This window comes from Chitinophaga sp. YR573, assembly GCF_900110995.1.
GTDB lineage: Bacteria > Bacteroidota > Bacteroidia > Chitinophagales > Chitinophagaceae > Chitinophaga.
Window position 1 is genome coordinate 1384657 of the sequence record NZ_FOJF01000002.1, and the last position, 25646, is coordinate 1410302.

At 42.4% G+C, this 25646-nt stretch carries 20 protein-coding genes; 12 read left to right on the forward strand and 8 right to left on the reverse strand.

From position 1 onward, the window contains the following. The first annotated feature begins 4 nt into the window (after window positions 1-4). From BMW86_RS25350 to BMW86_RS25380, 7 genes are all read left to right on the forward strand, one after another. On the forward strand, window positions 5-3073 hold the full coding sequence (locus BMW86_RS25350; RefSeq protein ID WP_089785274.1) for a SusC/RagA family TonB-linked outer membrane protein: 3069 nt from the start codon (window positions 5-7) through the stop codon (window positions 3071-3073). Between the two features lie 20 nt (window positions 3074-3093). After that, complete coding sequence (locus BMW86_RS25355) at window positions 3094-4596, forward strand: RagB/SusD family nutrient uptake outer membrane protein (RefSeq protein ID WP_089785277.1); 1503 nt, start codon at window positions 3094-3096, stop codon at window positions 4594-4596. A gap of 102 nt (window positions 4597-4698) precedes the next feature. Continuing rightward, a complete protein-coding gene (locus BMW86_RS25360; protein ID WP_255373004.1) occupies window positions 4699-7578 on the forward strand; it encodes a glycoside hydrolase family 38 N-terminal domain-containing protein in 2880 nt (959 codons plus the stop codon). Next, complete coding sequence (locus BMW86_RS25365) at window positions 7568-9364, forward strand: class I mannose-6-phosphate isomerase (protein WP_089785281.1); 1797 nt, start codon at window positions 7568-7570, stop codon at window positions 9362-9364. Before BMW86_RS25360 ends, BMW86_RS25365 begins: the two co-directional genes overlap by 11 nt. Further along, on the forward strand, window positions 9348-10604 hold the full coding sequence (locus tag BMW86_RS25370) for an MFS transporter (protein WP_089785283.1): 1257 nt from the start codon (window positions 9348-9350) through the stop codon (window positions 10602-10604). Before BMW86_RS25365 ends, BMW86_RS25370 begins: the two co-directional genes overlap by 17 nt. Next, the gene (locus BMW86_RS25375; protein WP_177189387.1) at window positions 10583-11449 is read left to right on the forward strand and encodes an ROK family protein; all 867 of its coding nucleotides are present in this window, start codon (window positions 10583-10585) and stop codon (window positions 11447-11449) included. The genes BMW86_RS25370 and BMW86_RS25375 overlap by 22 nt, the downstream gene beginning before the upstream one ends. Before the next feature lie 48 nt (window positions 11450-11497). Beyond that, entirely contained in the window at window positions 11498-13099 is a 1602-nt protein-coding gene (locus BMW86_RS25380; RefSeq protein ID WP_089785285.1) for a hypothetical protein, read from the forward strand. Between the two features lie 3 nt (window positions 13100-13102). On the opposite strand, the gene BMW86_RS25385 is transcribed toward BMW86_RS25380, so the two are convergent. Further along, a complete protein-coding gene (locus BMW86_RS25385) occupies window positions 13103-13645 on the reverse strand; it encodes a DUF1415 domain-containing protein (RefSeq protein WP_089785287.1) in 543 nt (180 codons plus the stop codon). A 79-nt stretch (window positions 13646-13724) separates the two neighbouring features. On the opposite strand from BMW86_RS25385, the gene BMW86_RS25390 reads away from it, so the two are divergent. The 5 genes from BMW86_RS25390 (at window position 13725) to BMW86_RS25410 (ending at window position 17334) form a co-directional block, all read left to right on the forward strand. After that, complete coding sequence (locus BMW86_RS25390; protein ID WP_143056690.1) at window positions 13725-13943, forward strand: hypothetical protein; 219 nt, start codon at window positions 13725-13727, stop codon at window positions 13941-13943. 58 nt (window positions 13944-14001) lie between these two features. Beyond that, on the forward strand, window positions 14002-14637 hold the full coding sequence (gene trhA / locus BMW86_RS25395; protein ID WP_089785291.1) for a PAQR family membrane homeostasis protein TrhA: 636 nt from the start codon (window positions 14002-14004) through the stop codon (window positions 14635-14637). 5 nt (window positions 14638-14642) lie between these two features. Then, window positions 14643-15134, forward strand: coding sequence for a DUF3592 domain-containing protein (locus BMW86_RS25400; RefSeq protein WP_177189388.1), 492 nt, complete (start codon window positions 14643-14645; stop codon window positions 15132-15134). Between the two features lie 340 nt (window positions 15135-15474). After that, window positions 15475-15672 (forward strand): hypothetical protein, encoded by a 198-nt coding sequence (locus BMW86_RS25405; protein ID WP_089785293.1) that lies wholly within the window; start codon window positions 15475-15477, stop codon window positions 15670-15672. 21 nt (window positions 15673-15693) lie between these two features. After that, window positions 15694-17334 carry a HEAT repeat domain-containing protein gene (locus tag BMW86_RS25410; RefSeq protein WP_089785296.1) on the forward strand — a complete coding sequence of 547 codons (1641 nt, stop codon included), beginning with the start codon at window positions 15694-15696 and terminating at the stop codon, window positions 17332-17334. Window positions 17335-17531: 197 nt separating this feature from the next. Here BMW86_RS25410 and BMW86_RS25415 read toward each other — a convergent pair whose 3' ends face one another. From BMW86_RS25415 to kdpB, 7 genes are read right to left on the reverse strand one after another with little or no spacing between them, the layout of a single operon-like run. Next, window positions 17532-18203 carry an NAD-dependent epimerase/dehydratase family protein gene (locus tag BMW86_RS25415; RefSeq protein ID WP_089785299.1) on the reverse strand — a complete coding sequence of 224 codons (672 nt, stop codon included), beginning with the start codon at window positions 18201-18203 and terminating at the stop codon, window positions 17532-17534. 15 nt (window positions 18204-18218) lie between these two features. Further along, window positions 18219-19910 carry a HAMP domain-containing sensor histidine kinase gene (locus tag BMW86_RS25420; RefSeq protein WP_089785302.1) on the reverse strand — a complete coding sequence of 564 codons (1692 nt, stop codon included), beginning with the start codon at window positions 19908-19910 and terminating at the stop codon, window positions 18219-18221. Between the two features lies 1 nt (window position 19911). Next, window positions 19912-21036: a histidine kinase gene (locus BMW86_RS25425; protein WP_089785304.1), complete on the reverse strand. Its 1125-nt coding sequence runs from the start codon at window positions 21034-21036 to the stop codon at window positions 19912-19914. Continuing rightward, the gene (locus BMW86_RS25430; protein ID WP_089785306.1) at window positions 21033-21617 is read right to left on the reverse strand and encodes an N-acetyltransferase; all 585 of its coding nucleotides are present in this window, start codon (window positions 21615-21617) and stop codon (window positions 21033-21035) included. Before BMW86_RS25430 ends, BMW86_RS25425 begins: the two co-directional genes overlap by 4 nt. Before the next feature lie 59 nt (window positions 21618-21676). After that, window positions 21677-23014: an outer membrane beta-barrel protein gene (locus BMW86_RS25435; RefSeq protein ID WP_089785308.1), complete on the reverse strand. Its 1338-nt coding sequence runs from the start codon at window positions 23012-23014 to the stop codon at window positions 21677-21679. Between the two features lie 2 nt (window positions 23015-23016). After that, on the reverse strand, window positions 23017-23583 hold the full coding sequence (locus tag BMW86_RS25440) for a K(+)-transporting ATPase subunit C (RefSeq protein WP_089785310.1): 567 nt from the start codon (window positions 23581-23583) through the stop codon (window positions 23017-23019). Between the two features lie 8 nt (window positions 23584-23591). Further along, a complete protein-coding gene (gene kdpB, locus BMW86_RS25445) occupies window positions 23592-25640 on the reverse strand; it encodes a potassium-transporting ATPase subunit KdpB (protein ID WP_089785312.1) in 2049 nt (682 codons plus the stop codon). Window positions 25641-25646 lie beyond the last annotated feature (6 nt).

The window sequence follows — 25646 nt, forward strand, 5'->3', positions numbered from 1 at the left end:
CGTTATGAAAAGGAACTTTATTTATGTCCTTGCATGCATTCTATTCTCTATGAATGCAATGGCCCAGCTGAGAATTACAGGCCGGGTCACCGATGCAAAAGATGCATCACCATTACCCAGTGTTAATATTGTCATCAAAGGTACCACCAGTGGTACCGTCACGAATGTAGACGGAAGTTTTACATTACAGGTGCCTGATGCAAAATCTGTACTCGTATTTTCTTATACAGGTTATGCCCCGCAGGAAGTAACTGTAGGCTCTCAGACAAACATCAGGATCTCTTTAGAACAAAAAGTAGGGAACTTAAGTGAGATGGTGGTAATCGGTTATGGCGCCGTAAGAAAATCCGATCTCACCGGTTCTGTTACTACCTTGAAAGGAGAACAGCTGATGGATAAACCTGTACCGAATATCTCACAGGCATTGCAGGGCAAAGTTGCCGGTGTTGACGTAAATGTCAACAGTAGTACTCCCGGTCAGGTGGCTAAAGTGCGTGTACGTGGTATCGGTTCCATCAACTCTAACATCGATCCGCTGTATGTAATAGATGGAGTAATCGGCGCTGATGGTAATGCCATCAACCCAAATGATATTGCTTCCATCGAAGTACTGAAAGATGCCTCTTCTACGGCTATCTACGGTGCAAGAGGTGCAAATGGTGTGATCATGATCACTACCAAACGTGGTGTTCGTGGCGAGTCCCGTATCACTTACGAAGGTAATGTGAACGTGAGTACCTTGGCCAGACATTTGAAAACACTGAATTCAGATGAGTTTGTGAAAGTCTATAACCTGGCTTTTGCAAATGCTACCAAGTTCGACCCGAATGGTGGTACCTGGGCTCCTCCCATTGAATTAAATCATGCCAGTTTGCCAAAGCTGTTTGATGTAAATGACAAACCGCTTTATAATACCAACTGGGAAAAAGAAGTGTACAAACCTGCTGTATCTACCAGCCATTACCTGAACTTCCAGGGTGGATCAGATAAATCGTTGTACAGCCTTTCCCTGGGTTACCTGGACCAGAACGGTCTGATGATAGAATCAGGTTTTAGAAGATATTCTGCCAGGATTACCGTTGATAACGATGTACGCAAATGGTTAACCGTTGGTGGTAATTTCTCACTCATTCAAAGCAAACAGAATGTAGTGTCTGATGGTAACGGTTCTCTGAACGTGCCCCGCATGGTGTCTGAAGAAGTACCTATTGTGCCGGTTAAATATCCGGACGGCAGCTGGGCTGGTAATAACGATATTGCAGGACTGGAAGGTGGTCCAAACCCCGTGCATATCGCCAAAAGCAGGGATACTATCACTAATATCCAGCAGACAATGGGAGATATATACCTGTTGTTTCACATTGCCAAAGACCTCGACTTTAAAACGGATCTCGGTTATAACCTGAGTTCCTCAAAGAATAATTTCTATTCTGCCAGTGACCTGCCTCACCTGTCACAGGATCAGGGTGGTATTGGACGTGTATCCAGCGCTACCAATACTTACTGGCAGTCTGAAAACTATCTTACCTGGAACAAACAGGTAAATCCACGTCAGCGCCTGACTGCTTTACTGGGGGTATCCTTCCAGGAATACAGACAGGAAGTTGTACTGGCTGAAACGCAGAACTTCCTGGATGACTTCTTCCAGTGGCAATATCTGAATGCGGGTTCTGTACGTTCCAACACAGGGTCCATTGGTTACAGATGGGCGATGAACTCTTATTTTGCGCGTGTTACCTATAACATCAATGAAAAATATCTGTTCACTGCTACAGGCAGATATGATGGTTCTTCCAAATTCGGGGCGAATAACAAATATGCATTCTTCCCGTCTGCGGGTGCTGCATGGCGTATTTCCCAGGAAAACTTCATGAAAGATACCAAATGGATCAGCAACCTGAAACTCCGTGCCAGCTATGGTGTTTCCGGTAACCAGGAAATTGGTCAGTACCAGTCTATCGCTCAGATCCAGCCAAGTACAACCGTTTTAGGAGGTTCTAGTCAGTCAAGTCTGTTACCAAGTTATATCGGTAACCCTAATCTTAAATGGGAGCGTTCATTACAGGCAGATGCAGGACTGGAGTTCAGTCTTTTTAAAGACCGTATCAATATGAACCTTGATTATTACAGACGTACTACTAAGGACTTATTATTACAGGCGCCTATTCCATGGTCTGCCGGTATGCGTAATGCCAATGTATACGAAAACGTTGGTTCTGTCAGAAATACCGGTATAGAGGTAAATCTGAATACTGTCAATGTACAGACTAATAATTGGAAATGGTCTACCAACTTCATTTTCACTACCAACAAAAACAAGATACTGAAGCTCAATAATGGTAATGCAGATATCTTCCCTGGCCCTAACTTCCTCGGACAAACGAATGTATTACGTGTAGGTGAGTCTATCGGTTCTTTTTATGGTATGACCCGCCTCGGTACTTATAGCACTGATGAAGCTGCACTGGCTGCACAGCACAGTTTAAAACCAGGCGACAGAAAATACAGGTATAATGCAGATGGAAGTAACTACTACAGTATTATAGGTCGTGCTTATCCTAAATGGACCGGCACCATCAGCAGTACCCTTGAATACAAAGGATGGGACTTCTCATTCGATATCCGTATTGTACAGGGTGTAAATACCGCTGCTACTTTCAAGCACTCTACAGAAGACAGGCAGACACTGGCCAACAGTTTAAGAACAGTACTGGATGCATGGACTCCTGAACATCAGAACACCATGATTGCTCAGGTGCGTAGTTATAAATTTACCCAGGATTCCCATTTCGATACATGGTGGGTAGAAGATGGCTCATACATCCGTGGCCAGAACTTTACACTGGGATACACAATGCCTGATCTTTTCAATAAAAGAATGAAGATTAACCGTCTGCGTATATATGCGAACGTTCAGAATTTATTCCTGATTACCAAGTACACAGGTTATGATCCGGAAGTAGATACATTCAATTCTGGTTATGGTGCTAACAATGCGTTCTCACAAAACCTGGATTTCTTCTCCTATCCACGTCCACGTGTATGGAACCTGGGTGTATCACTTAGCCTTTAATCAATCAAAAACCTAACAAAATGAAAACGTCAAAATATATAATTATAGCAGCACTGATCCTGCTGAACTTCTCCTGTAAAAAGTTCCTGGAAGAACATCCTACGAGTTTTATATCTCCGGATGCAAATCTTTCCAGCGCTAAAGTAGCACGTGGTTTTGCGAATGGTTGTTATACCGATCTGCAGGGCTTTTTAAATGGACAGAGCGGTTCTTATGGCGGTAATACTTATAACCTGATGGAATTTATGACCGGTAAAGCGAATAGTGATCTTGGACAAACCGGCTTTGTCAATTTTCAGAACCTGAGTTATAATGCCACTTCCTTTTATGTAGACACCTGGTGGCAGCATTTATACCTGGGAGTAGGTGCCTGTAATCTTGCATTACAAAGCATTCCGCCTATCAGTTCTGTAGCAGATACAGCTAAAACTAATATGCTGGCAGAAGCACATACCTTGAGGGCGTTGTATTATTTCTATCTGGTAAGGATGTATGGCGCCGTGCCTAAGGTAACAACTGTTCCTACTACACTTGACCTGAATCTTCACCGTACTCCTGCGAAAGCGATCTATGACAGCATCATTATACCTGATCTGCTGGCAGCAGAGCAATCTACCCTGGCATGGTCCAATACTACCGGTGGTGTATCCATGAGCGCTGTAAAATCTATCCTCGCAGATGTATATCTTACTTATGCAGGAGCTGCTATCAATGGCGGACAGGAATTTTATGCAGAATCAGCTAAACGTTCACTGGCTGTTATTCAGAATGGTGGTTTTTCCCTGTTCCCGAATTACACAGATATGATCAATCCTGCTAATAAAAATACAGGTGAGTTTATCTTCCAGGTACAGTATGCGGCTTCTGTTCCATCTACTAATCCACTTACTTCCCTGACTATTCCAAACTATGCAGGTATTTCCAAATATTCTGATGAATATGGCTCTGTGTATCCGACACCACAGTTCATTGCTTCATTCCCTGCAGGAGATAAAAGGGTAGCAGAGAAACAGTTCTTTTATACAAGCTATAATAAGATCGATGGTACCGGGATCAAAACATTCAGTGGCCCGTACATCTACAAATGGTTTGATGTGAACGCTGTAACGAATACCGCAAAGTCTGATCTTAACTTCACATTGTACCGTCTGGCAGATGTGTACCTGATGTATGCAGAGGCTTCCAACCGTGCAGAAGGATCTCCCAATGCGGCGGCTATCGGTTATGTAAACGCCATCCGTGCCCGTGCAACCCTGGCGCCAATAGGAGCCTTGTCACAGGAAGCTTTTGAACAGGAAGTATGGCTGGAGCGCTACTTTGAACTGTGTTATGAGAACAAAATGTGGTTTGATATGATCCGTACCCGGAAAGTACATAATGATGTGACCGGTGCCTGGGATAACTTTGTAGGACATACTACCGTTTTTGGCGGAACATTCGCCGAAAAGCAGTTATTATTCCCGGTTCCAAAGCAGGAAAGCGATGTCAATCCTAATGTGTTGCCGAATAATACGGGTTTTTAAGTATTGATATATAATTAGTTAGATAAAGTATAGACCTTATCAGGAGAATTTTATTTGCATTCATGAGGTTATGTATATATGTTTGTACATAGAAAGATTTTTATGAAAATAAAGATGTTATTGTACAGCTGCTTGTTTTGTCTTACGTCTTATGGGCAACAGGTAAAACAATCATTCACCTCTATAGAACTGCAACCTACTATAGCCTACCTGAAATATAAAGGAGCAGAAAGCCGGATGGTCCGGCTACTGTTTCATGGTGGTAACAGTTATTCTCCTGGTAAGGTCTATCTTTCTTTTAATGGCTTACGGGATAGTCTGGATGTAGCTGCCAGCGATACCGGGCTTAGATACTATGAACTGCCTGTTCCTGGTGCGCCTGTTAAAGAAGATACACAATTAAGTATCAGTTACCAGACAAACGGCCGGACATATACTGCCCGTTGTATGGTATCACCTACCCGTAAATGGAATGTATATATCATGCCGCATTCCCATGTAGACGTAGGTTATACCAATGTACAGGAGAAAGTGCTGGCCATTCACATGAATAATATTGATGAGGCTATCAGGATCGGACAACATTCGGAGAACTATCCTGCTGAAGCCCGTTTTAAATGGAATACAGAAGCTATATGGGTAGTAGATAATTATCTGGCCCGTGCTTCTGAAGAGAAGAAAAAGATTTTCTGGGATGCTGTGAAGAATGGATGGATTAACCTGGATGGTGCTTATGGTAATATCAATACCAGCGCTACCAGTCCTGCTCAGTTAATGCATATGTTCGCCACAGGTACCCGTCTTGCAAAAGAACATGGCATACGGATAGCGTCAATGTTTCAGGGAGATGTTCCCGGTTCTTCCTGGGGATTATCTAGTCAGGCCGATATTACAGGTATTAAATATTTCCTTAGTGCACCTAATGCTTCCGATCGTATCGGCACAGCAGATTCATGGCGGGATAAGCCATTTTACTGGACTTCCCCTTCAGGTAAACAAAAGCTGCTTTTCTGGCAATCTTCTCCCTATTCTATTGGTTATGCACTGAAGGGCAGCAAGATTCCCAATTTCTTTACAATAGAAGATCCTAAGCCTTTTTATACGGGTAAGCCTTCAGAGAATTTCCTCAACCCTTACCTCTTTAACTACCTGGCAAAACTGGATCAGAAGAATTTTCCATATAACATGACGTTGCTCACCTGGGCAATGAGTGATAACGCTCCTATAGATCCTGAATTACCGGATGCTGTAAAGGCATGGAATGAACATTATGCTTCACCGCGACTGGTCATTACTTCAGTGAAACAGTTCTTCCAGGACTTTGAATCTGCTTATAAAGATCAGATCCCTTCTGTCTCCGGAGATTATACTGAGTATTGGACAGATGGTATTGCTTCTGCTGCCCGGGAAACGGGGATAAACAGAAATGCTTCTGATCATTTGCAACAAGCTGGTGCTATCTGGGCAATACGTGGTAAACAGGCATATCCTGCTGATGCCTTTGATAAGGCATGGACGAATATTGTGATGTTTAATGAGCATACCTGGGGAGCGTATAACAGTGTGTCTGAACCAGAAGATCCAAAAGCGGTTTCTCAGTGGAAGTACAAACAGGCCTTTGCGCTGAATGGTAAAGCGCAGGCGGAAGAGTTACTGGCGGATGCTGCAAAAGGAGAGAACATTCCCAATTCCATAGATATATACAACACACTATCCGTAGAACGTACCGGCCTGGTTATTATCCCTGCTGCACAAAGCACCGCAGGAGACCTGGTAAAAGATAATAAAGGGAAAAAAATCTCTTCCCAGCGTTTATCAACAGGAGAACTGGCCATAGTAGTAGAACATTTCCCTGCTTACTCAAAACAACGTTTTACTATTCAGAAAGGATCTGCTTATTCAACTACACATGCAACAGCAAAAGAGAACAGTTTGCAGAATGGTATTTACACGATAACACTGGATCCTAAAACCGGTAATATCACTCAATTACAAAAGAACGGTAATACCCGTAACCTCGCCGATTCTACAGGTCTCAATCAATATACTTACTTACCGGACGATGCCCCGGATAAGATCCAATATCCCGGCGATGCCACTATCAGTATTAAAGAAAAAGGTCCGCTGGTAGTTAGTCTGCTGGTATCCTCTTCTGCTCCGGGAGCCAACAGTCTTACCCGTGAAATAAGATTAACAGCAGGTATCGATAACATAGAACTGATCAATACTATCGATAAAAAAGCTATTGGTGATAAAGAAAGTGTTCACTTTGCTTTTCCTTTCCGTGTACCAGCTGCACAGGTGCGGTACAACATTCCATGGGGAAGTATCAATGCTGAAGCTGACCAGTTGAAACATGCTAACAGGAACTGGTATACGATGCAGAGATGGGTGGATGTTTCCAACAAAGAATTTGGTATTACCTGGTCTAGTCCGGATGCTCCTTTATTTGAAATCGGTCAGTATACAACAGGAGGATTATTAGGTAGTCTGGATGATCCTAAACACTGGTTACAGTTCACAGAACAGCAACCGGTTATTTCTTCCTGGGTGATGAATAACCTCTGGCATACCAATTTTCGCAGAGACCAGGAAGGGATCACTACTTTCCATTATTATATGCAGGCACATAATGCTTATAGTGCAGAACAGGCTAACCGGTACGGACTGGAAAACCATCAGCCACTGGTAGTGACCCCTGCTGCAGGGCCGGCAGAAGAATCCCTGTTTTTCAATATCAATGCAAAGAATGTATATGTAGAGAATATGAACCCGGCCAGAGATGGGAGGGGAGTACTACTGCAATTGGTAAATGTACTGGATGAACCAGCCAGCATTACCTTAACAGGTAAAAGCAAACTAGATGTATGGGAAAGCAATTTGCTGGAAGAAGATAAAAATACTCTCAACAACACATTCGATATACCTGCCAGAGGTGTGATAATGATTCGTGTAGCAACTAATAAGAGCAATGGAAATTAAGAACGAATGGCGTCAGTCAGGACAACCTTTATTACCTGTCCACGTAGCGGAGAAACAACAACAAAACGGATACAATATTTACCCTCTTCATTCACTGGAAGAAGATAAAATTCATGAAGGATATGCAGGTCTTGCCAAATGGATGACCACACAGAAACTGGTATTGATAGATGGTTATGCAGGTATATTGTGGACTGTCATCTACGATGCACTGGACAAAGAGTTTAAAAGATTGCATGTGAATGTTCTTTGGCACTTTACAGATAACCTGTATAAAGATGCCGTTGTAATTGATGAACTGGTGAAACCATTTATTGGGGAACCAGGTGAAGTGTGGGGGACGAAAACATCATTGACATTAAGTGACTTTTTCATCCCCACAACTATTGACACTGACCCCGGTTATGATCTAACTATTGTAATAGGTACAGGAGCTGCACTTACTAATCAACAAGCAGCTGTTGTATACCTGGATATCGCTAAAAACGAGTTACAGTATCGTATGCGTGCCGGATCTGTTACCAATCTGGGAAGCAAGAGTACTACCGCACATGCAGAAATGTACAAACGTTCTTATTTCGTAGACTGGGTAATACTGAACGAATATAAACGTACACTGCTGGACAGGATATATATCATGGCAGATGCGCAGTGGTATGATACCATCACCTGGATCACAATGTCCGATTTAAAAAAAGGAATTGAACAGATCTCCCGTTCCGTATTTAGAGTAAGACCCTGGTTTGAACCCGGTGCCTGGGGCGGACAGTGGATGAAAGAACATATAGCAGGACTTAACAAAGAAGAAGTTAATTACGCCTGGTCATTCGAAATGATAGTGCCTGAAAACGGTGTATTGTTTGAAAGCAGCAGCAACATACTGGAAATGCCATTTGAATGGATGATGTATTTACAGCACGAAGCTATTCTTGGTAAACATGCCAGCATCTTCGGATACGAATTCCCTATCCGGTTTGATTTTCTCGATACATTCGATGGCGGAAATTTGTCTATTCAATGCCATCCATCCCTGGCTTATATCCGCGAACATTTCGGGGAAACCATCACACAGGATGAAACGTATTATATCCTTGATTGTAAAGAAGATGCTTATGTTTATCTTGGATTTCAGGAAGGTATTGATGCGAATACATTCAGAAAAGAACTGGAGAACAGCAGGGATAACAACAAGCCCCTGGAAATTGAGCAGTATGTACAAAAGCATAGCGCAGGTAAGCATGATCTTTTCTTAATCCCCAATAAAACTGTACATAGCGCCGGTGCTAATAATATGGTACTGGAGATCAGTGCTACGCCATATATCTTTACCTTTAAGATGTACGACTGGCTTCGCCTGGGATTGGATGGTAAACCAAGGGCCATCAACATAACACATGCGTTTAATAACCTGGATTTTAGTCGCCAGGGTGCTGAAGTGACCAAACAATTACTGTCAGTGCCAAAGGTAATAGAAGCAGGAAAAGACTGGCAGATCATACACTTACCTACACACGAAGATCATTTCTATGATGTACAACGCCTGGAATTTGATACAGAAATAGTGGTAGAAACCAATGGCTGTTGTCTTGTAATGATGCTTGTTGAAGGCACTGCTGTAGCTATTAACGGACAAGCCGTTTACCAGTACGCAGAAACCTTTGTGATACCTGCCGCCGCAGGGAAATGTGTGATCAGTAATAAAGGAAAAGAAAGGGCTAAAGTGATTAAAGCATTTCTAAAAGAAGAACATTATACTTTCAACAGATTCCATGCAACAACAATCTAACAAACTGGTATTAACGACAATGGTAGCCTGCTTAGGTGGCTTCCTGTTTGGCTTTGATATGGCGGTTGTATCAGGCGTATTACCACTGGTACAAAAACAGTTTGATCTTACTTCTTTCCAGGAAGGCTGGTTCGTCTCCTCTGCCCTGGTAGGCTGTATCATTGGTGTGCTTTTTTCCAGTACGCTCAGCGACCGCTTCGGAAGGAAAAAGACTTTGTTCCTGTCTGCCTTGTTTTTCCTGCTGGCAGCACTGGGATGTACTTTCCTGCCAGACTTTTCTCTGATCATCATTGCGCGCATATTGGGTGGAATGGCTGTAGGTATCACTTCAAGCGTAGTACCTTTATATCTCTCAGAAATTGCACCTGATAATAAAAGAGGGCGACTGGTTACCTTTTACCAGCTGGCCATCACCATAGGGATCTTTAGCGCTTATCTCAGCAACAGTTTATTGCAAAAACTAAGCGTTGAAAATGTATGGCGTTTGATGTTTGGCGTAGGTATGCTGCCAGCCGTTTTATTCCTGCTGGGATTAACCCTCATCCCAGAAAGCCCCCGCTGGCTAAAGGAAAGGCCAGCCACAACAGAAGATACCGGCTATAAACAACTATTAACACCTGCATTGCGCAGGGCTTTACTGATAGGAATATTGTTACCCCTGTTCTCGCAGTTCAGTGGTATCAACGCCATCATCTATTATGGACCAACCATTTTATTAAAAGCAGGTATCACTTTAAGCAATTCATTACTAAGTCAGCTCTTTTTCGGTGCAGCGAATGTATTGTTCACGCTCATCGCTATCTGGAAAGTAGATAGCCTGGGTAGGAGACCACTTTATCTGTGGGGAACGGCAGGCGCCACTATCAGCCTTATACTCACAGGCATCTGTTTCTATACAGGAGCAACCAGTGGTATCCTGTTACTGCTTTGTGTACTGTCTTTCCTGGCATTCTTTGCCTTTTCTATCGGCCCGTTAAAGTTTGTCATCGCAGCAGAGATCTTCCCTGATAGCATCCGTGCAAAAGCATTATCTCTCAGTATTCTGGTCATGTGGATAGCAGATACGATAGTCGGGCAGTTAACGCCGATGTTATTACATTCGCTGGGTATTGCAGAAACATTCTGGTTCTTTGCCCTGTTCTGTTTGCTGGCATTTATCGCGGTGTATAAATTACTTCCGGAAACCAAGGGCAAATCCCTGGAGCAAATTCAAAGCCATTGGAAAAACTTAATACATTGAACCATTCCGTTGCAGTAGGCGCAGATATAGGAGGCTCACATATTACCACCGCACTCATTGATCTGGAAAACAGAACACTGATTGCGGGTTCATACTATCGTACGCATATAGATGCCAATGGCAGTGCTGAAGATATCATCTGCAACTGGGCGGAGGTGATAAAGAAAAGTATGGCTGCCGCCACCGGCACATATAAGATTGGCATCGCAATGCCTGGCCCTTTCGATTATGAGAGCGGTATTTCATTCATTACCGGTTTACATAAATACGAATCGCTGTATGGACTGAATGTAAAGGACCTGCTGGCGGCTGAATTACAAATACAGTCACAGCATATAAAGATGGCCAATGATGCCAGTTGTTTCCTGCGCGGAGAACTTTTCAGTGGCGCAGTAAAAGGTGAATTAAATGTAACAGGTCTAACTCTCGGTACGGGCTTTGGCTCTGCCATTGCAGAAAATGGCATTGTCAGTGATGGTTCCTATTTCGATCTCCCCTTTTTGGAAGCAAAAGCAGAAGATTACTTCTGTTCCCGCTGGCTGGTAAAACGTTATCATGAAATAAGTGGCAGGCAGGTAGCTAACGTAAAGGAAATTGCTTTATTATCAGATATACATGCCCGCACCGTATTTCATGAATTTGGTACTAACCTCGCTTTGTTTCTGAGTACGTTGGATAAAGTACCTGAACGGGTGCTGCTGGGTGGTAATATCGCACAAACATATCACCTGTTTAACCCCGGATTACGGGAAGGATTAAACAGAAAAGGATTGAATATTTCTTTTGTACTGTCAACGCTCGATGAGAATGCCGCGCTCTTAGGTGCTGTTAATATACCTCTTTGATATTCATAAAAAAGAGTATATTTGGTAGACTGAATATCATATCGCCTAATGAGAACGCTATCCCTATTATCCTTTTTTACCTTACTACAGGTATTTGCCTTTGCGCAATTTAAAGTTGTAGCCGAAGGCCCGGTATTCAATGAACCAGAATCTGGCTATGCCAAAATCCTCCAGATGAAAAACGGCAATACTCTTTGTCTCTATATTTCTCAGGATGAAACGATTGATGTAAGCATCTATGATTCGGAGCATGTCCGGAGAGTGCAAAAACACCTGGAACCATCATTGGGAGGCAGATCACAGGGGTTTCGCATCAATAGTATTTTCGAAATTGCCGGAGAAGCCGTACTCTTCATCAGTGAAATCAACGACAAACAACCCGTATTATACCGCGTACAGATCGATGGCAACACCGGAGAGCTGAAAGACGCAGACAGGATTGCAGAAGCAAACAGGTACTCCTCAAAGTTCAGGTCCATCATCCCTGAATACAGACCGGATTCCTCTTTTTTCCTGCGCAAAGATCCCAACAGCGATTATTATGGGCTGGTAGTCCTGCACAACAATGATAATTCTGTCGATAAAAGGGCCATTGAAGTAGTGTTATACGATGGGAAGCATAAAGAGGTGAACAAAGGATTCTACGTACCACCTTTTTCACGCTACAGATTCTTCGATTACCTGGATATGGCTGTAATGGGCGAAGAGAAAATAAGCATCTTTGGATATGCATATGACCAGATCGCCGATGACTATAAAGACGGACAACTGGTCATGTCTAATCTCGACAAAGGCGTAGATCATATGATCTCGAATGACGTACCTGTAAGAGATGGACAAATCATAGACAGTGCCACTGTAAAGTTCAATCCTGTTACTAAAAAACTACTCTTATTGGGAGCTTCTCATTTCCAGGGTAACAAAAAGGATCAGTATGCCGGTTTCCTGGCCATTCTGGACCCATACACCCAAAAAGCAGAGAAGGAAGTAAACATATATCCTGAAAAAGCAAATGCCCGTAAAAAGGAGCTTTTCGGGCAAAAAGAGGTATTCACGGGTATGCCTCAACAGTTATTCATTGACAATGACGGTGGTTTTTCAGTTGTATACGAAGAACTGGCCCGTTCTGTGGTAACACCCTTGAATGGCAGCACTTACATTTACTGTTACCTCGATAATGCGGCTATAGCCACTTTTGATGTAACCGGTAAGGAATTAAACAGCAGCCTGATACCTAAATCACAGGTAATGCGCTACTTTGAAGTATCTTCTTTTTACCTGACAGACAGGGTGTCCCTGCCACAGAAACTGGTAAAAGGGGACCAGTATAAATCTTTACTTTACCTGGATGGAAAAGATAAAAAATATGTGATCTTAAATGATGTAGAAGAGAATGAAGCAAACATAAAAAAAGGTCGTCTTACAACGGTTCGCTCACTGGGCGAATGTGATGGCTTCTATTATTCACTGGATGGTACAAACGATCTGCCTGCCAGGAACTTTATGTTCGGCAAACCAGCAGCGGATACTCATAATATGGCCATATTTACCGTATCAGATTATGATAAGGAAAATAATATCTTCGTAACAATGAAAGTGGAAAAGAATGGAAAACGCAAGAGTGCAAGGGTGATATGGTTTGCGCCCTGATAATTACATACAACTATCTCTCAGCATTTTCATATAAGTCGTGCCCTTACTCCTTGCAAAGTTGATATTGCTTTCGGGTATTTTCGATGAATCGGGATAATGTTCCAGCGCTTTAGTAATATCATCTTCCCGTAGCAGATGCAACATGGGATATATAGACCTGTTCGTATAATTTTCCGGGTCCTCGGTTTCCGTGTCCGTAAACTGGTATAGCGGATGAAAACTGGCTAACTGATAAATTCCATCATATCCCCGTTGTTTCATCAGTTTCTCTGATTTAAATACAAAATCAAGGTACTCCGCAAATACAGGAAATGCGTTGGGGAAGATAAGCAGCATTGTGGTAATGGATGCATCATTATCCATGCGTTTGCATTCTGCCAGCAAAGCATCTTTGCCTGCACTTACAGTAATAGCATGTTCCACCTGGTAATGGACCGACTGTTGTTTTACAACTCTCGAAGCAAATGGGCAGAAGTTGCAGCCAACTACCAATACTTTGATCCAGTTCTTAGTTTGTTCAATAACCTGCAAATCATCAGCCATAACCACAAATGTAACATTGTTTATGCCATTCCGGCTAATTGCAGGCACAATGATTGTGTATACATATAAAACGAACTATATGAATACCTTTAAAATTGATTATAACAACGACACCGTTTTGGTAGAGCAACAGGATCCAACCCATTTCACCGTTCACCTGGTAGGAGGGGATATACAACTGGAGCTGAAAGAGGATAATGAAGGTGCTAATCACTGGTTCAAAGCTGGTACAGACAATGCCACTGAGGAAACCAGTGCAATAGGTGTGGCAATTGATACCTATTTGCTGAAGAAATGATAAGTCATAGATTGATATAGAATTAAATCCTATATTACCGGCCGTAAAAGATTAAATCGTGAAAGAACCAAAAATATACGGCCGTAAACAGGAGATTGTCAATGGATTGATTCATGGATTAGGTATTATATTCGGTGTGGGCGGGTTGCCTGTTTTAACAGGACTGGCTGCCGCACATGGCAATGTAGCCGGAGTAGTAGGGGCTGGTATTTATAGTTTTTGCTTCCTGTTATTGTTTACCTGTTCTACAGCGTATCATCTTTCCCAGGAAACCGCTTTTAAAAAGATCTTCGAGATCTTTGATCATATCAGTATTTACTTCCTGATAGCAGGTACCTATACACCTTTCCTGCTGATATATATGAATAATGCTTTTGGGATTAGCCTCTTGTCTGTGTTATGGGGATTAACCATTGTTGGTGTCTTATTCAAAACCTGGTTCACAGGTAAATACAATATTGTTTCCACAGCTATTTACTTACTCATGGGATGGATAATGGTAGTAGGAGGAAAGAGGTTCTTCCTTGAGTTGCCATTACCTGTGATCATTCTGCTGGCCGTAGGTGGTGGATTGTACTCTATTGGCGTATTCTTTTACGTGTGGGATAAATACAAATATACACATGCAGTATGGCATGCGCTGGTATTTGCAGCAGCCATTTGCCATTATGTAGCGGTGTTACTGGCAATGTAATAATTATGATTAAATCCTTCAAACCTATAGCCAATCTCCTTTTTGTATTCGGGATGATCATGCTGTCATCCGGGATAGTCAATATTTACAGGATAAACAAATTCAGGTCCCATGCTTTACCTGTAGAAGGAAAGGTTTCGAGAATAGAAACAAACGGGCCTTATAACGAACCGTTTCATCATTATGCAGACCGCTATGGTCGAACCAGGTCATCGGGTCCGGAGGATGCGGCTTATACCTACAGTTATGCTCCTATAGTCACTTATTATCCGGCAGATGGTAATGAGCATACTTTAATTCTGGGCAAATCCTATTTTTCTACTTATTTCATAGGTGATAAAGTAAACTTATACTATGATAAAAATGATCCCGGATCTGCACAATTAGCTGATTGGGATGCATTTTTACCCGCAATGGGTTATATAGGGCTGGGATTGTTGCTTATGTCATTTAAATTCATTCGTCTGCAGATAAGGAAAAATAAGCAACTATCCTAATCATTATCAATACTTAATAGCGGGCGCGGCCTTAAACATAAGCCAGTGGCGGGGATTATCCAATGTTAAGAAAAATAGCCGCTTAGTTGTATTTTATTAATATGAGTTTCAACTTATATTTGTGTCATCTTCATACAACGAATGATTCCACCATAAAAGACCTAAGACATTATTATATAACTGACTGCATATCAAGGTATGCTGATGGTATTTTACTTGTCCATGAAAACCGATGTACCTTTGATTGCACCCCCTTTAGCCTTCCAGAAATGGAGGGCTTTTTCTTTTTAGTTATATTTGAGACCTGGGACATCATATCATGTGAAAAATCCAATTAATTATGCCATCTGTAAACCTCTTTTCTGATTTGCTGGAGATTAACAAACAGGAACAGCAACCAGTTAATATATTCATTACTAATGCAGTTCTGAGTGGAATCGTCAGCAATCTCCATCCCGGAATTGTAGAAATAAGAACTACTGATAATAAACGTTGTTTTATTGCCATCGAAAAAATTGAGGCGATAACAGCTATTTAAAATCCCCATTGTAAGACTTTAATGGAAAACACTACACAAAAGGCGGAGAATTCCCTGCCGGCATTGATTCGTAAGGTATTAGGAAGCCCCCATTCAGAACAGGTGATAAAAGCACAGATTATACAACTGGCTTCACAAAACCTGCACGTTCCCGAAGTATTGACCTCATTGGTGGAAGTATTGCCGCTTACGAAAGACAAGGAAACGAAAGACAGATTAGTGTTGTTCCTCTCCGGACTGAATACTTCCCGTTTTACCGACCTCAATGCCTTATCTGATGCATTACTGGAACTGTTTAAAACAGAGAAAGACCGGAATATCAGAACGTCCTTATTAGCCCGTCTGAAGGATGGATTACATCAGGACCAGCGCCTGGCTGCTTTCTTCATTTCTCTAAGCGCAGATGAATCCCTGAGTGAACAGGAAAGGATAGTTGTGCAGGATGCTATCAGCTCATTACCCGCCGTTTCAGAAGAAGTTGCCCTGGCAGCTTTGCTGAAAAACGTAAACTCACCTAACGTATTACAGTTGCAGGCCTTAGAACTGGCAGAGCAATGTACGGTATGGACGGAAAAGATCGTAGAAGGACTCAAACCTTATCTGGATGTTAAAAATGACCGGGAGATCCGCTTCCGTATTCTTTCCCGTTTGTCAGAGGCAAAACTGCTGAATAATGAGTACGCGCCTATGCTCATTAGTATATTACGCACTGATAATGATGCATATGCCCGTGATAAAGCCTTAACAGCTTTAGGCAAGATAAAACCATGGAATGCGGATGTCATTACCCAGTTGTTCTGGTCTGCTACTCAGGATGGAGATGAGGTAGTGCGTCAGAACGCATTGAAACTGCAGAATGAATTGCCTGAACTCAGCAATGAGCAGTTAACGGAACTGGCAGGTTTATTATCTACAGAACGTTCGGCAGGAGTAAGGCTTACGCTGCTGAATATGCTGAAGCCTGTTATGCGCATCCGTGAAATAAGGGAAGCTGTGGCTGGTGCTTTCTCTAACAATCCCGGTGTATTTGAGGATACAGAATTCAATACATTAACAGATCTGCTGACCCCTTACGCCGGCAGGGATGAATATATCAACAACCAGTTGATCGGCAGTGTCAAAGGCTTACCTAATACGGCACAACGTAAAAAGGTACTGAGTCTGCTTATCAGTAAGGTAAAAATTGATACCATTCTTGCTCCGGTTCTTTCTCTCTTTGAAAAAGAAAGGGATGAATCTCTCAGGGAAATCCTTTTTAACCAGGTAAAAGCATTATCTGTATCCCGTCATCCGGAACTGGTAGATGTATTTTGTACTGAATTAACAGAACCGGGTTCTCCGTTCAGAATAACCTGTGCCGGTATTTTGGCTAATGTAGCAGAACTTTACCCACAGGTAGTTACTGCGCTGGAAGATGTTTTATTATACGATAATGACAGGGAACTGGTACGTTTAAGTCTGGATGGTTATCTGCGCCCCGGAGTAGAGAAAAGATTCGATATACTGTTAGCTGTTGTGAAGAATGAAATGTTAGATACATTATCCAGACAAAAAGCACTGGATGCTATTATGAAAGGTGCGATAGATGAACATCAACAGGAAGAACTGACAAATGCACTCTCTGGCTTAAAGCCGAATACACTACAAACACGTGGCTCCTAACGGAGCCTATTATGTTTTGTTATAAATACGTAATAGGCTCCGTTAGGAGCCTCGTGTTTGTAGCAATACATTAAACAACAAAACACAGACTCCGTAGGAGTCCCCTAATATTCGCGACTTAGGAGACTCCTACGGAGTCTATTAAAGAGAAGATTAATTTTTCTACAAACACGGAGCTCCTAACGGAGCTTTTATATTTATTGAACTTTTTTCGACAGCGTAACAAACTCCTTCACACTCAGGATATGTTTATCACTTCCATATAATGTTACACTCAGCATCGCCAATGCCAGTTCTTTCAAGGTAGAAGCAGCCCCGGGAAAGAACGTGCGAAGTATAGGGTACATCCAGCTGAGATATTTATAAGCAGGTATCAGATTTTTGGCGCCTTTGGCCGCATGCATATATCCGGGCCGGAAATTATACACCGCCTTAAAAGGTAATTTCATCAGATCATTCTCTGTTTTACCTTTCACCCTTGCCCACATAGACCTGCCTTTTTCTGTACTATCAGTACCCGCACCGGATACATAACAGAAAACCATGTCCTTATTCAACTTACTCAGCGTTTCCGCCACATGCATTGTTAAGGTATAAGTCATTTTGGTATACTCCGGCTCTTTCATACCTATAGAAGAAACACCCAGGCAGAAGTAACAGGCATTATAACCACTTAACTGATTTTCAATAGAGGAGAGATCGAGAAAGTTGGAGTGTACAATCTCCTTTAACTTAGGATGTACAACACAGGAAGGTCTTCTGCTGACAGACAACACAGCTTCTACATCAGTATTTAACAGGCATTCCTGCATAACGCCTTCGCCTACCATACCGGTAGCTCCTGTGATAATTACGCGTATCTTGCTCATAGAGCCGTAATTTACTTATTGTTTCGGTAAACTGAACCCAAAAGTACTGCCTTCTCCCAGTTTACTATCCACCCAGATCTGTCCGCCCTGAGCCTCAATAAATTCTCTTGAAATAGAAAGTCCTAATCCGGTCCCCGGTTTATCCGTAGATCCCGGCACTTTAAAATACCGGTCAAATATCCTGGGAAGATATTTTTCATCTATCCCTCTGCCATGATCCTGTACAGTAAACCTGATCGTATTTTCAAAAATGGAAGTACTTAATAAAATCTCCCCGTCTTCAGGAGAATATTTAATCGCATTGGTTAAGAAATTCGTTAACACCCAGGCTGTTTTCTCCGGGTCGGTTAATATTTTCTCATGAGAAGAATTGTCTTTCACCAGCAGGGAAATATTCTTTTGCTGCGCTGGTACACTTACGGTATCGATAGCATTAGTGATAATAATCCCGGGTGGAACAGGCTGTATCTTCAATTGTATATGCCCAGTTTCTACCTGACTCATATTCAGCAGTTCACTGGTGATCTTTAGCAGCCTGTCGGAATCATCATTAATACTTTTTATTAATTCTTCCTGCTCTTTATTCACGCCGCCAACACGAGTGTCAGACAACAGTTGTGCACTCATCTTAATAGATGCAATAGGTGTTTTTAGTTCATGGGAAATAGTAGCAATGAAGTTTGTTTTCGCTTCATTCAGCTCATGGAAAGGAGTGATGTTACGCAGTACAATTACCTGCCCGATTACCTTCTCGTTATTATTTACATTAAAGATATCAAGATGGAAATAACTTTCTTTCTGATCAGCATAAATCTTCAGTTCTTTCTCTTTACCATGGTCCTGCAGCAAGTTGCGCATGAGATCATTATGCAAAGCCACATCAGGCGCATAGTGTCCCATGATCTCCGTTTCCTTTAATCCCAGTAACTTCTCAGCCACTTTATTCATGAACAACAATTTCCTGTTTTCATCCAGGCCAATAATCCCGTCATTCATCTGGTTAATAATAGTATCTATCCTGCTCTTTTCAAATTTAATTTTAGCAAGATTACTATGTTCATATTCATCCAGTTTCTGGGCCATAATATTAAATGCCTGTGCTAGGTCTCCGAATTCATCATGCTGAGAAAGATGGATCCTTTTGGAATAATCTTTATTGACAATAGCTTTGATCCCATCAGACAACGCTTTCACAGGCCCACTGATAATACCCGGGAAATTAACGGCCAGTGTAAACGCTACCAGTGTCAGTAATCCAAATATCATCATCAGCCAGTTGCTGAAAGTCTTTGCATTCATCTCCGCTATATTATTCTTACGGAGTATGGCCTGTTGATTCGCTGTATTGATCAGGTATATTTTCTGCCGTATAAGGGAACGTATAGAGTCATTCCCCGGAGAACGTTTCAGCTGTTCAAACATCTCACGAACGGCTGCTGTTGCCGCAGCTTCTCCCGGTTCGGTGATATTGGCTTCCTGCTGTTTCAGGTTCTTTTCAAACAATTGTACTCCGGTAGAATCTTCCAGGAATTTATCCAGCAGTTTCAGCATATTATTGCTGTAAACAAGTGTTTCGTAGTTATCTTCCAGTATCAGGCGGGCATCATTCTTCATTACGTGAATAGACAAAATGCCAAGGACCCCGGAGATCAGGATCGCAATAAATAAAAACCCAATGCCTATACTTAACTTCGTTTTGAGGCGCATGTTATGATAATATTACAATATCGATATCTGATTCAGACAACTTACCCAGTAATTGTGAAAAGACGGCCGTATGCAAAATAATCCCCGTCAGATTGAGATGAGGTTTACCAATACATATCGTCGTAATGTTTTTTTCTTCCGCCGAATGTATAATACTTTTAGCAATATTTGTGCTTTTCACTTTGATCACTTCAGCACCAAGTTCAATGGCCAGTTTAAAATTATTGATCAGTTGACGCTGGGCTGCCAAGCCTATTTTATCCGCATCTTCTTTGGGCGTTTGTACGTACAACAGGTACCATTTGGAATGATAATATGCAGCGAGCCGGGACGTTTTACGGATCACTTTTTTGGCCGTAGTATGATTGGTACTGATGCAGGCCATAAAACGTTCGTTCCTCAGATGGGCTGTCCCCGGCATAGCAGATTCAATCTTCCTTTCTACCTGCGATGCTACTTCTTTCAAGGCCAGTTCCCGCAGTTGCAGGATCTTTTCCGCCTGAAAGAAATTCTTCATTGCCACCGCTATTTTATCCGGTGTATATATCTTTCCTTCCTTTAAACGTATCACCAGTTCATCTGCGGTAAGGTCTATGTTCACCACTTCATCTGCCTGTTGTAATACACTGTCGGGGATTCTCTCTGCCACATCTATTCCTGTGATATTCCTGATCTCTTCCTGTAAACTTTCTATATGTTGTATGTTGACCGCACTGATCACATTGATCCCCGCATCCAGGATCTCTATCACATCCTGCCAGCGTTTTTCATTCTTGCTGCCTTCTATATTGGTATGCGCCAGTTCATCTATCACAACAATCTCCGGATGCAGGTTCAGTACTGCCTGCACGTCCAGCTCTTCCAGCGCTTTCCCTTTGTAAAACAACTGCCTTCTGGGAATTACCGGCAGGCCCTCCAGTAACGCATGCGTTTCGGCCCTGTTATGCGTTTCTATGTAGGCGATCTTTACATCCACCCCATTACGCAACAGTGTATTGGCTTCCTGCAACATTCTGTAGGTCTTGCCAACCCCGGCGCTCATCCCTATGTACACTTTAAATTTCCCCCGCCTGGATTGCCGGATAAGGTCGAGGAAGTGTTGCACATTGTTTTCTTTTTCAGTCATACAACAGTGGTATCATGCTTTTCAAAGATATTATATTTAGCAGTTGATTCCTTAGGCGTATACAACATAGCTGTACACATACAGTTTTTAAAGGATTTGCTTTCCAGGATATGATAGTTGGGACAGCTTTTGCAGGCGCTCCAGAAGCGCTCTTCATGCGTAATCTCATCATAGGTAACGGGGTCAAAACCTAAGCGGGAATTCATCTTCATGATCGCCAGTCCCGTGGTAATACTGAAGATCTTAGCTGCAGGATATTTCTTCCTGGATAACTTAAAAATACGTTGTTTGATAGCAGATGCGACACCACGTTCCCTGAATGCAGGGTTCACAATCAGTCCTGAATTGGATACAAACTCCCCGTTTGCCCAGATCTCTATATAAGAAAATCCAACCCATGTATTGGCTGTTGTTACTGCAATCACTGCTTTCCCTTCTCTTATCTTCTCTATGATGGCCGCAGGAGAACGTTTGGCTATACCGGTGCCACGTACTTTAGCAGACGCTTCCATTTCATCAGTGATGACCTTTGCAAATTGTTCGTCCTCTTCTGTAGCCACTCTGACTATTATATCTTCCATTTTATTTAATATTTAAGGTAATGGCGACTTAATAAATTAAGCCGCCATTGGTTACACCTCTATAACCTGACATTTACAGCAACAATTAATCGGTTTTCTGACTTTCTCAGATCGGGTTTCCATGTAGGATCGGGGGCATCTGTACTAAAGCCGGTTTGGGAGGTAGTTCCGCCGGGGCCAGCTAAATATGGGATGTTTGTATTGCGATGGTCAAATTCAAATCTGAATGTAATATGATCGTTAGGCATGATATCGAATGTAGCCGCTTCCTGTGTCATCTTTAACACTTTACCACTGGCAATAGCAATGTCATAATCATTAGGTATCTGGCCTGGCGCAGCAGGACTGAAAGATAAATATCCACCAGGGTTAGTCACATAATCACCGCGCAATGTTAACGCCAGTTTATTCTGTTTAAACCATATTCTGTTGGCCAGTGATGAACCGGTCATATAATTATCTTTTGCCTTAACGCCATCGCCTGATTGAAAACCATAGTGGTTATTCAGACTGAAAGCTGCCTGTGAAATCCCATTACCACCATTCTTGCTTTTGAAATAACGGTATACTATACTGTTATCATGATGGAAACGATGTATGGATGATAATTTATCTGTACCACTTTTACTATCATTACCATAGTAGAAATTAGCTACCAGTTGCAGGTTTTCATTAGGACGATAGTAGTTGGAGTTACCAATGCCGGGATTTTTACTCCAGCTGTTATAACTCTGCCATCCATTCAATAACCATAACTCTGTCTTGAATTTTTTAGAAGGATAGAACTGTATCCTTGCTCCCTGGAAATAAAAGGGGGTGAAGTCGCAGACCATACTACGCTGGTAGCTCCAGTTCTCCTGCAGAACATAACTTTCCAGACCAATATAACTCATAAAGATCCCCATTTCAATATTCAGTCCATAGGCTACATTGAAGTGATAACCGGCAGCCGCTTCTCGAACAAATTTCAGGTTACCGGTGCTGGTGTTACGACCTCTTGCCACGGAACCATCAGTTTCCTGTACAACGTTGGTCTGACCACCAGTTTGAAGCCATAAGCGGGCTATAATGTTTTTATAATTACTTTCAACACCAATACTCGCCTGATTCAGAGAGAACTCATTACTGCGGGCAGTAGAGGCAGAGATAGTTTGTGTGTTGTCTTTTGGACGTGCAAAGTTGTAGTTGAAATAACCATCCACCAGTACAGTACCGGTTAAGATCGTTTCCCCTTTGGGGTCATTCATCACTAAAGGAAAATCTTTCTGTCTGTTTTGTCCGTTGATCCACGTAAGGTCCATTCCATCAAAAGGAACTTTTTTTGTTTTGGTGCTATCCTGAGCATTCACGTTAATAACATTCAGTGCGATAATGGCACTTAATAAAACTCGTTTCATTTCTATTTGTTTAATTTATCCAGGTCGATATTGAGCTTCAGTACATTAATCTTTGAGGGGCCGAGTATGCCCGCGAGTGGGCCTTCTGTATGTTTTGCTACTAAGTCCAATAGGGTTTTTTCGTTTAAACCTCTTACGTTCGCAATTCTTTTCACTTGTATAACCGCAGCAGCAGGAGAGATGTCCGGGTCCAGACCACTACCGGAAGCGGTGACCATTTCTGAAGGAATATCTTCTTTATGCACGCCAGGGTTATGTACCAGGAACGTATCAATACGTTCCTGTACAGTTTTCAGGTATTCAGGATTGGAAGGGCCTTTATTGGAACCGGCAGATCCGGCTGCATTATAATCCACAGCGGATGGCCGTCCCCAGAAGTATTTATCTTCAGTGAATTTCTGACCAATATTTTCATAGCCTACTACTTTGCCATTCACGGTCAATGTTTCACCTTTTCCCTGTCCGGGAGCCAGTCTGGCAATACCTGCAATCAACAAAGGATATAATACAGCACAAAGCAGGATCAGTAAGGCTGTTAGTTTTATAGAAGGAAGCAAATACTTTTTCATTTCAGATCTTATTTAAACATAAAAAGAGAGAGTAACAGATCAATCAGCTTGATACCGATAAAAGGGATGATCACGCCACCAAAACCGTATATCATCAGGTTCCTGCGTAACAGGGCACTTGCTCCGATTGGTTTGTAAGACACACCTTTCAGTGCCAGTGGTATCAGTGCAGGGATAATCAGTGCGTTGAATATAACAGCAGAGAGTATAGCGCTTTCCGGACTGGCCAGCCTCATTACATTCAATCCCTGTAAAGCCGGAATAGAAGTAATAAAAAGAGCAGGAACGATAGCGAAATATTTGGCCACATCATTCGCAATAGAGAAGGTAGTTAATGTACCCCTTGTCATCAGCAGCTGTTTACCTATTTCAACGATCTCAATCAGTTTGGTAGGATCATTATCCAGGTCCACCATGTTACCAGCTTCTTTAGCCGCCTGTGTACCACTGTTCATCGCTACTCCCACATCCGCTTGTGCCAGTGCAGGTGCATCGTTGGTACCGTCGCCCATCATGGCAACCAGTTTACCGCCTTCCTGTTCTTTACGGATATAGTTCATTTTATCTTCCGGTTTCGCTTCTGCAATGAAGTCATCTACACCGGCTTTCTCTGCAATGAATTTAGCGGTGAGCGGATTATCACCTGTTACCATCACTGTTTTTACACCCATGCGGCGTAAACGTTCAAAACGTTCTCTGATACCTGGTTTGATGATATCCTGTAATTCTATTACACCCGCTACTTTAGCGTTGAGACTTACTACCAGCGGTGTACCACCATTAGAAGCGATCTCTTTTACCTTTTGTTCTGTTTCCTCTGTGAAAGGATTATTCGCTTTTAATACGATATTCCTGATGGAGTCCATCGCACCTTTACGGATCTTTACACCTTCCATATCCAGGCCACTGCTTCTTGTTTCAGCAGTGAACTGTATAAAAGTCACTTTGTTCTTATCCGGTAAATTTACTTTCACTCCTTTTTCTGCTGCCAGTTCCACGATAGACTTTCCTTCCGGTGTTTCATCTGCCAGGGAAGCCATGGCGCAGGTTTCAATGAATTCTTTTTTGCCAATACCAAAGGCTGGCCAGAAGTGTGTGGCTTTACGGTTGCCAATAGTAATAGTACCTGTTTTGTCAAGCAGTAAGGTATCAAGGTCACCCGCTGTTTCCACTGCTTTACCACTTTTGGTAATTACATTGGCCCGTAAAGCACGATCCATACCTGCAATACCAATGGCACTTAACAGGCCACCGATAGTAGTAGGGATCAGGCATACAAACAAAGACACAAAGGCCGCTATTGTAATAGGCGTTTTTGCATAGTCTCCGAAAGGTTTTAATGTTACGCAAACGATGATGAATACAAGCGTAAAGCTGGCCAGCAGGATCGTTAATGCGATTTCGTTCGGTGTTTTCTGGCGACTGGCACCTTCTACCAGAGCAATCATTTTATCCAGGAAGCTCTCACCGGGATCGGTAGTGACACGTACGATGATTTTATCACTCAGTACTTTTGTACCACCTGTTACAGATGATTTATCCCCGCCTGATTCCCTGATTACAGGAGCAGATTCACCGGTAATAGCTGATTCATCAATGGTAGCTAATCCTTTAATGATCTCTCCATCCATAGGGATCATATCTCCTGCTTCGCAGATGAACAGGTCGCCTTTACGTAATTGTGAAGAGGGGACGATCTTTACTTCATCAGTGAAGATCTCACCTACCGGAAATATCTTCTTTGCTGGTGTTTCTTCCCTTGTTTTACGTAAGCTTTCAGCCTGTGCTTTACCTCTTGCTTCTGCAATGGCTTCAGCGAAGTTGGCAAACAACAGTGTCAGCAACAGTACGATAAAAACTGCGAGGTTATAAGCAAAAGAACCTTGTGCTTTATCGTTGGAATAACCGGTATATATAGTTACAGCCAGCATGATGGCAGTTCCTATTTCCACAGTGAACATCACCGGGTTGCGGAACATACTTCTGGGCGACAGCTTCACAACTGCCTGTTTCAATGCCTCACTAACCAATGCCGGTTCGAATAATTTATTAGACATGATGAT

Excerpts from the sequence above, each read along its gene's own strand:
- BMW86_RS25410 (WP_089785296.1), top strand. The coding sequence starts at position 15,694 with ATGGAAAACACTACACAAAAGGCGGAGAATTCCCTGCCGGCATTGATT.
- BMW86_RS25350 (WP_089785274.1), top strand. The coding sequence starts at position 5 with ATGAAAAGGAACTTTATTTATGTCCTTGCATGCATTCTATTCTCTATG.
- BMW86_RS25365 (WP_089785281.1), top strand. The coding sequence starts at position 7,568 with ATGGAAATTAAGAACGAATGGCGTCAGTCAGGACAACCTTTATTACCT.
- BMW86_RS25440 (WP_089785310.1), bottom strand. The coding sequence starts at position 23,583 with ATGAAAAAGTATTTGCTTCCTTCTATAAAACTAACAGCCTTACTGATC.
- BMW86_RS25355 (WP_089785277.1), top strand. The coding sequence starts at position 3,094 with ATGAAAACGTCAAAATATATAATTATAGCAGCACTGATCCTGCTGAAC.
- BMW86_RS25390 (WP_143056690.1), top strand. The coding sequence starts at position 13,725 with ATGAATACCTTTAAAATTGATTATAACAACGACACCGTTTTGGTAGAG.
- BMW86_RS25420 (WP_089785302.1), bottom strand. The coding sequence starts at position 19,910 with ATGCGCCTCAAAACGAAGTTAAGTATAGGCATTGGGTTTTTATTTATT.
- BMW86_RS25400 (WP_177189388.1), top strand. The coding sequence starts at position 14,643 with ATGATTAAATCCTTCAAACCTATAGCCAATCTCCTTTTTGTATTCGGG.
- BMW86_RS25430 (WP_089785306.1), bottom strand. The coding sequence starts at position 21,617 with ATGGAAGATATAATAGTCAGAGTGGCTACAGAAGAGGACGAACAATTT.
- BMW86_RS25385 (WP_089785287.1), bottom strand. The coding sequence starts at position 13,645 with ATGGCTGATGATTTGCAGGTTATTGAACAAACTAAGAACTGGATCAAA.
- BMW86_RS25370 (WP_089785283.1), top strand. The coding sequence starts at position 9,348 with ATGCAACAACAATCTAACAAACTGGTATTAACGACAATGGTAGCCTGC.
- BMW86_RS25360 (WP_255373004.1), top strand. The coding sequence starts at position 4,699 with ATGAAAATAAAGATGTTATTGTACAGCTGCTTGTTTTGTCTTACGTCT.
- BMW86_RS25415 (WP_089785299.1), bottom strand. The coding sequence starts at position 18,203 with ATGAGCAAGATACGCGTAATTATCACAGGAGCTACCGGTATGGTAGGC.
- BMW86_RS25425 (WP_089785304.1), bottom strand. The coding sequence starts at position 21,036 with ATGACTGAAAAAGAAAACAATGTGCAACACTTCCTCGACCTTATCCGG.
- kdpB (WP_089785312.1), bottom strand. The coding sequence starts at position 25,640 with ATGTCTAATAAATTATTCGAACCGGCATTGGTTAGTGAGGCATTGAAA.
- BMW86_RS25380 (WP_089785285.1), top strand. The coding sequence starts at position 11,498 with ATGAGAACGCTATCCCTATTATCCTTTTTTACCTTACTACAGGTATTT.
- BMW86_RS25435 (WP_089785308.1), bottom strand. The coding sequence starts at position 23,014 with ATGAAACGAGTTTTATTAAGTGCCATTATCGCACTGAATGTTATTAAC.
- BMW86_RS25405 (WP_089785293.1), top strand. The coding sequence starts at position 15,475 with ATGCCATCTGTAAACCTCTTTTCTGATTTGCTGGAGATTAACAAACAG.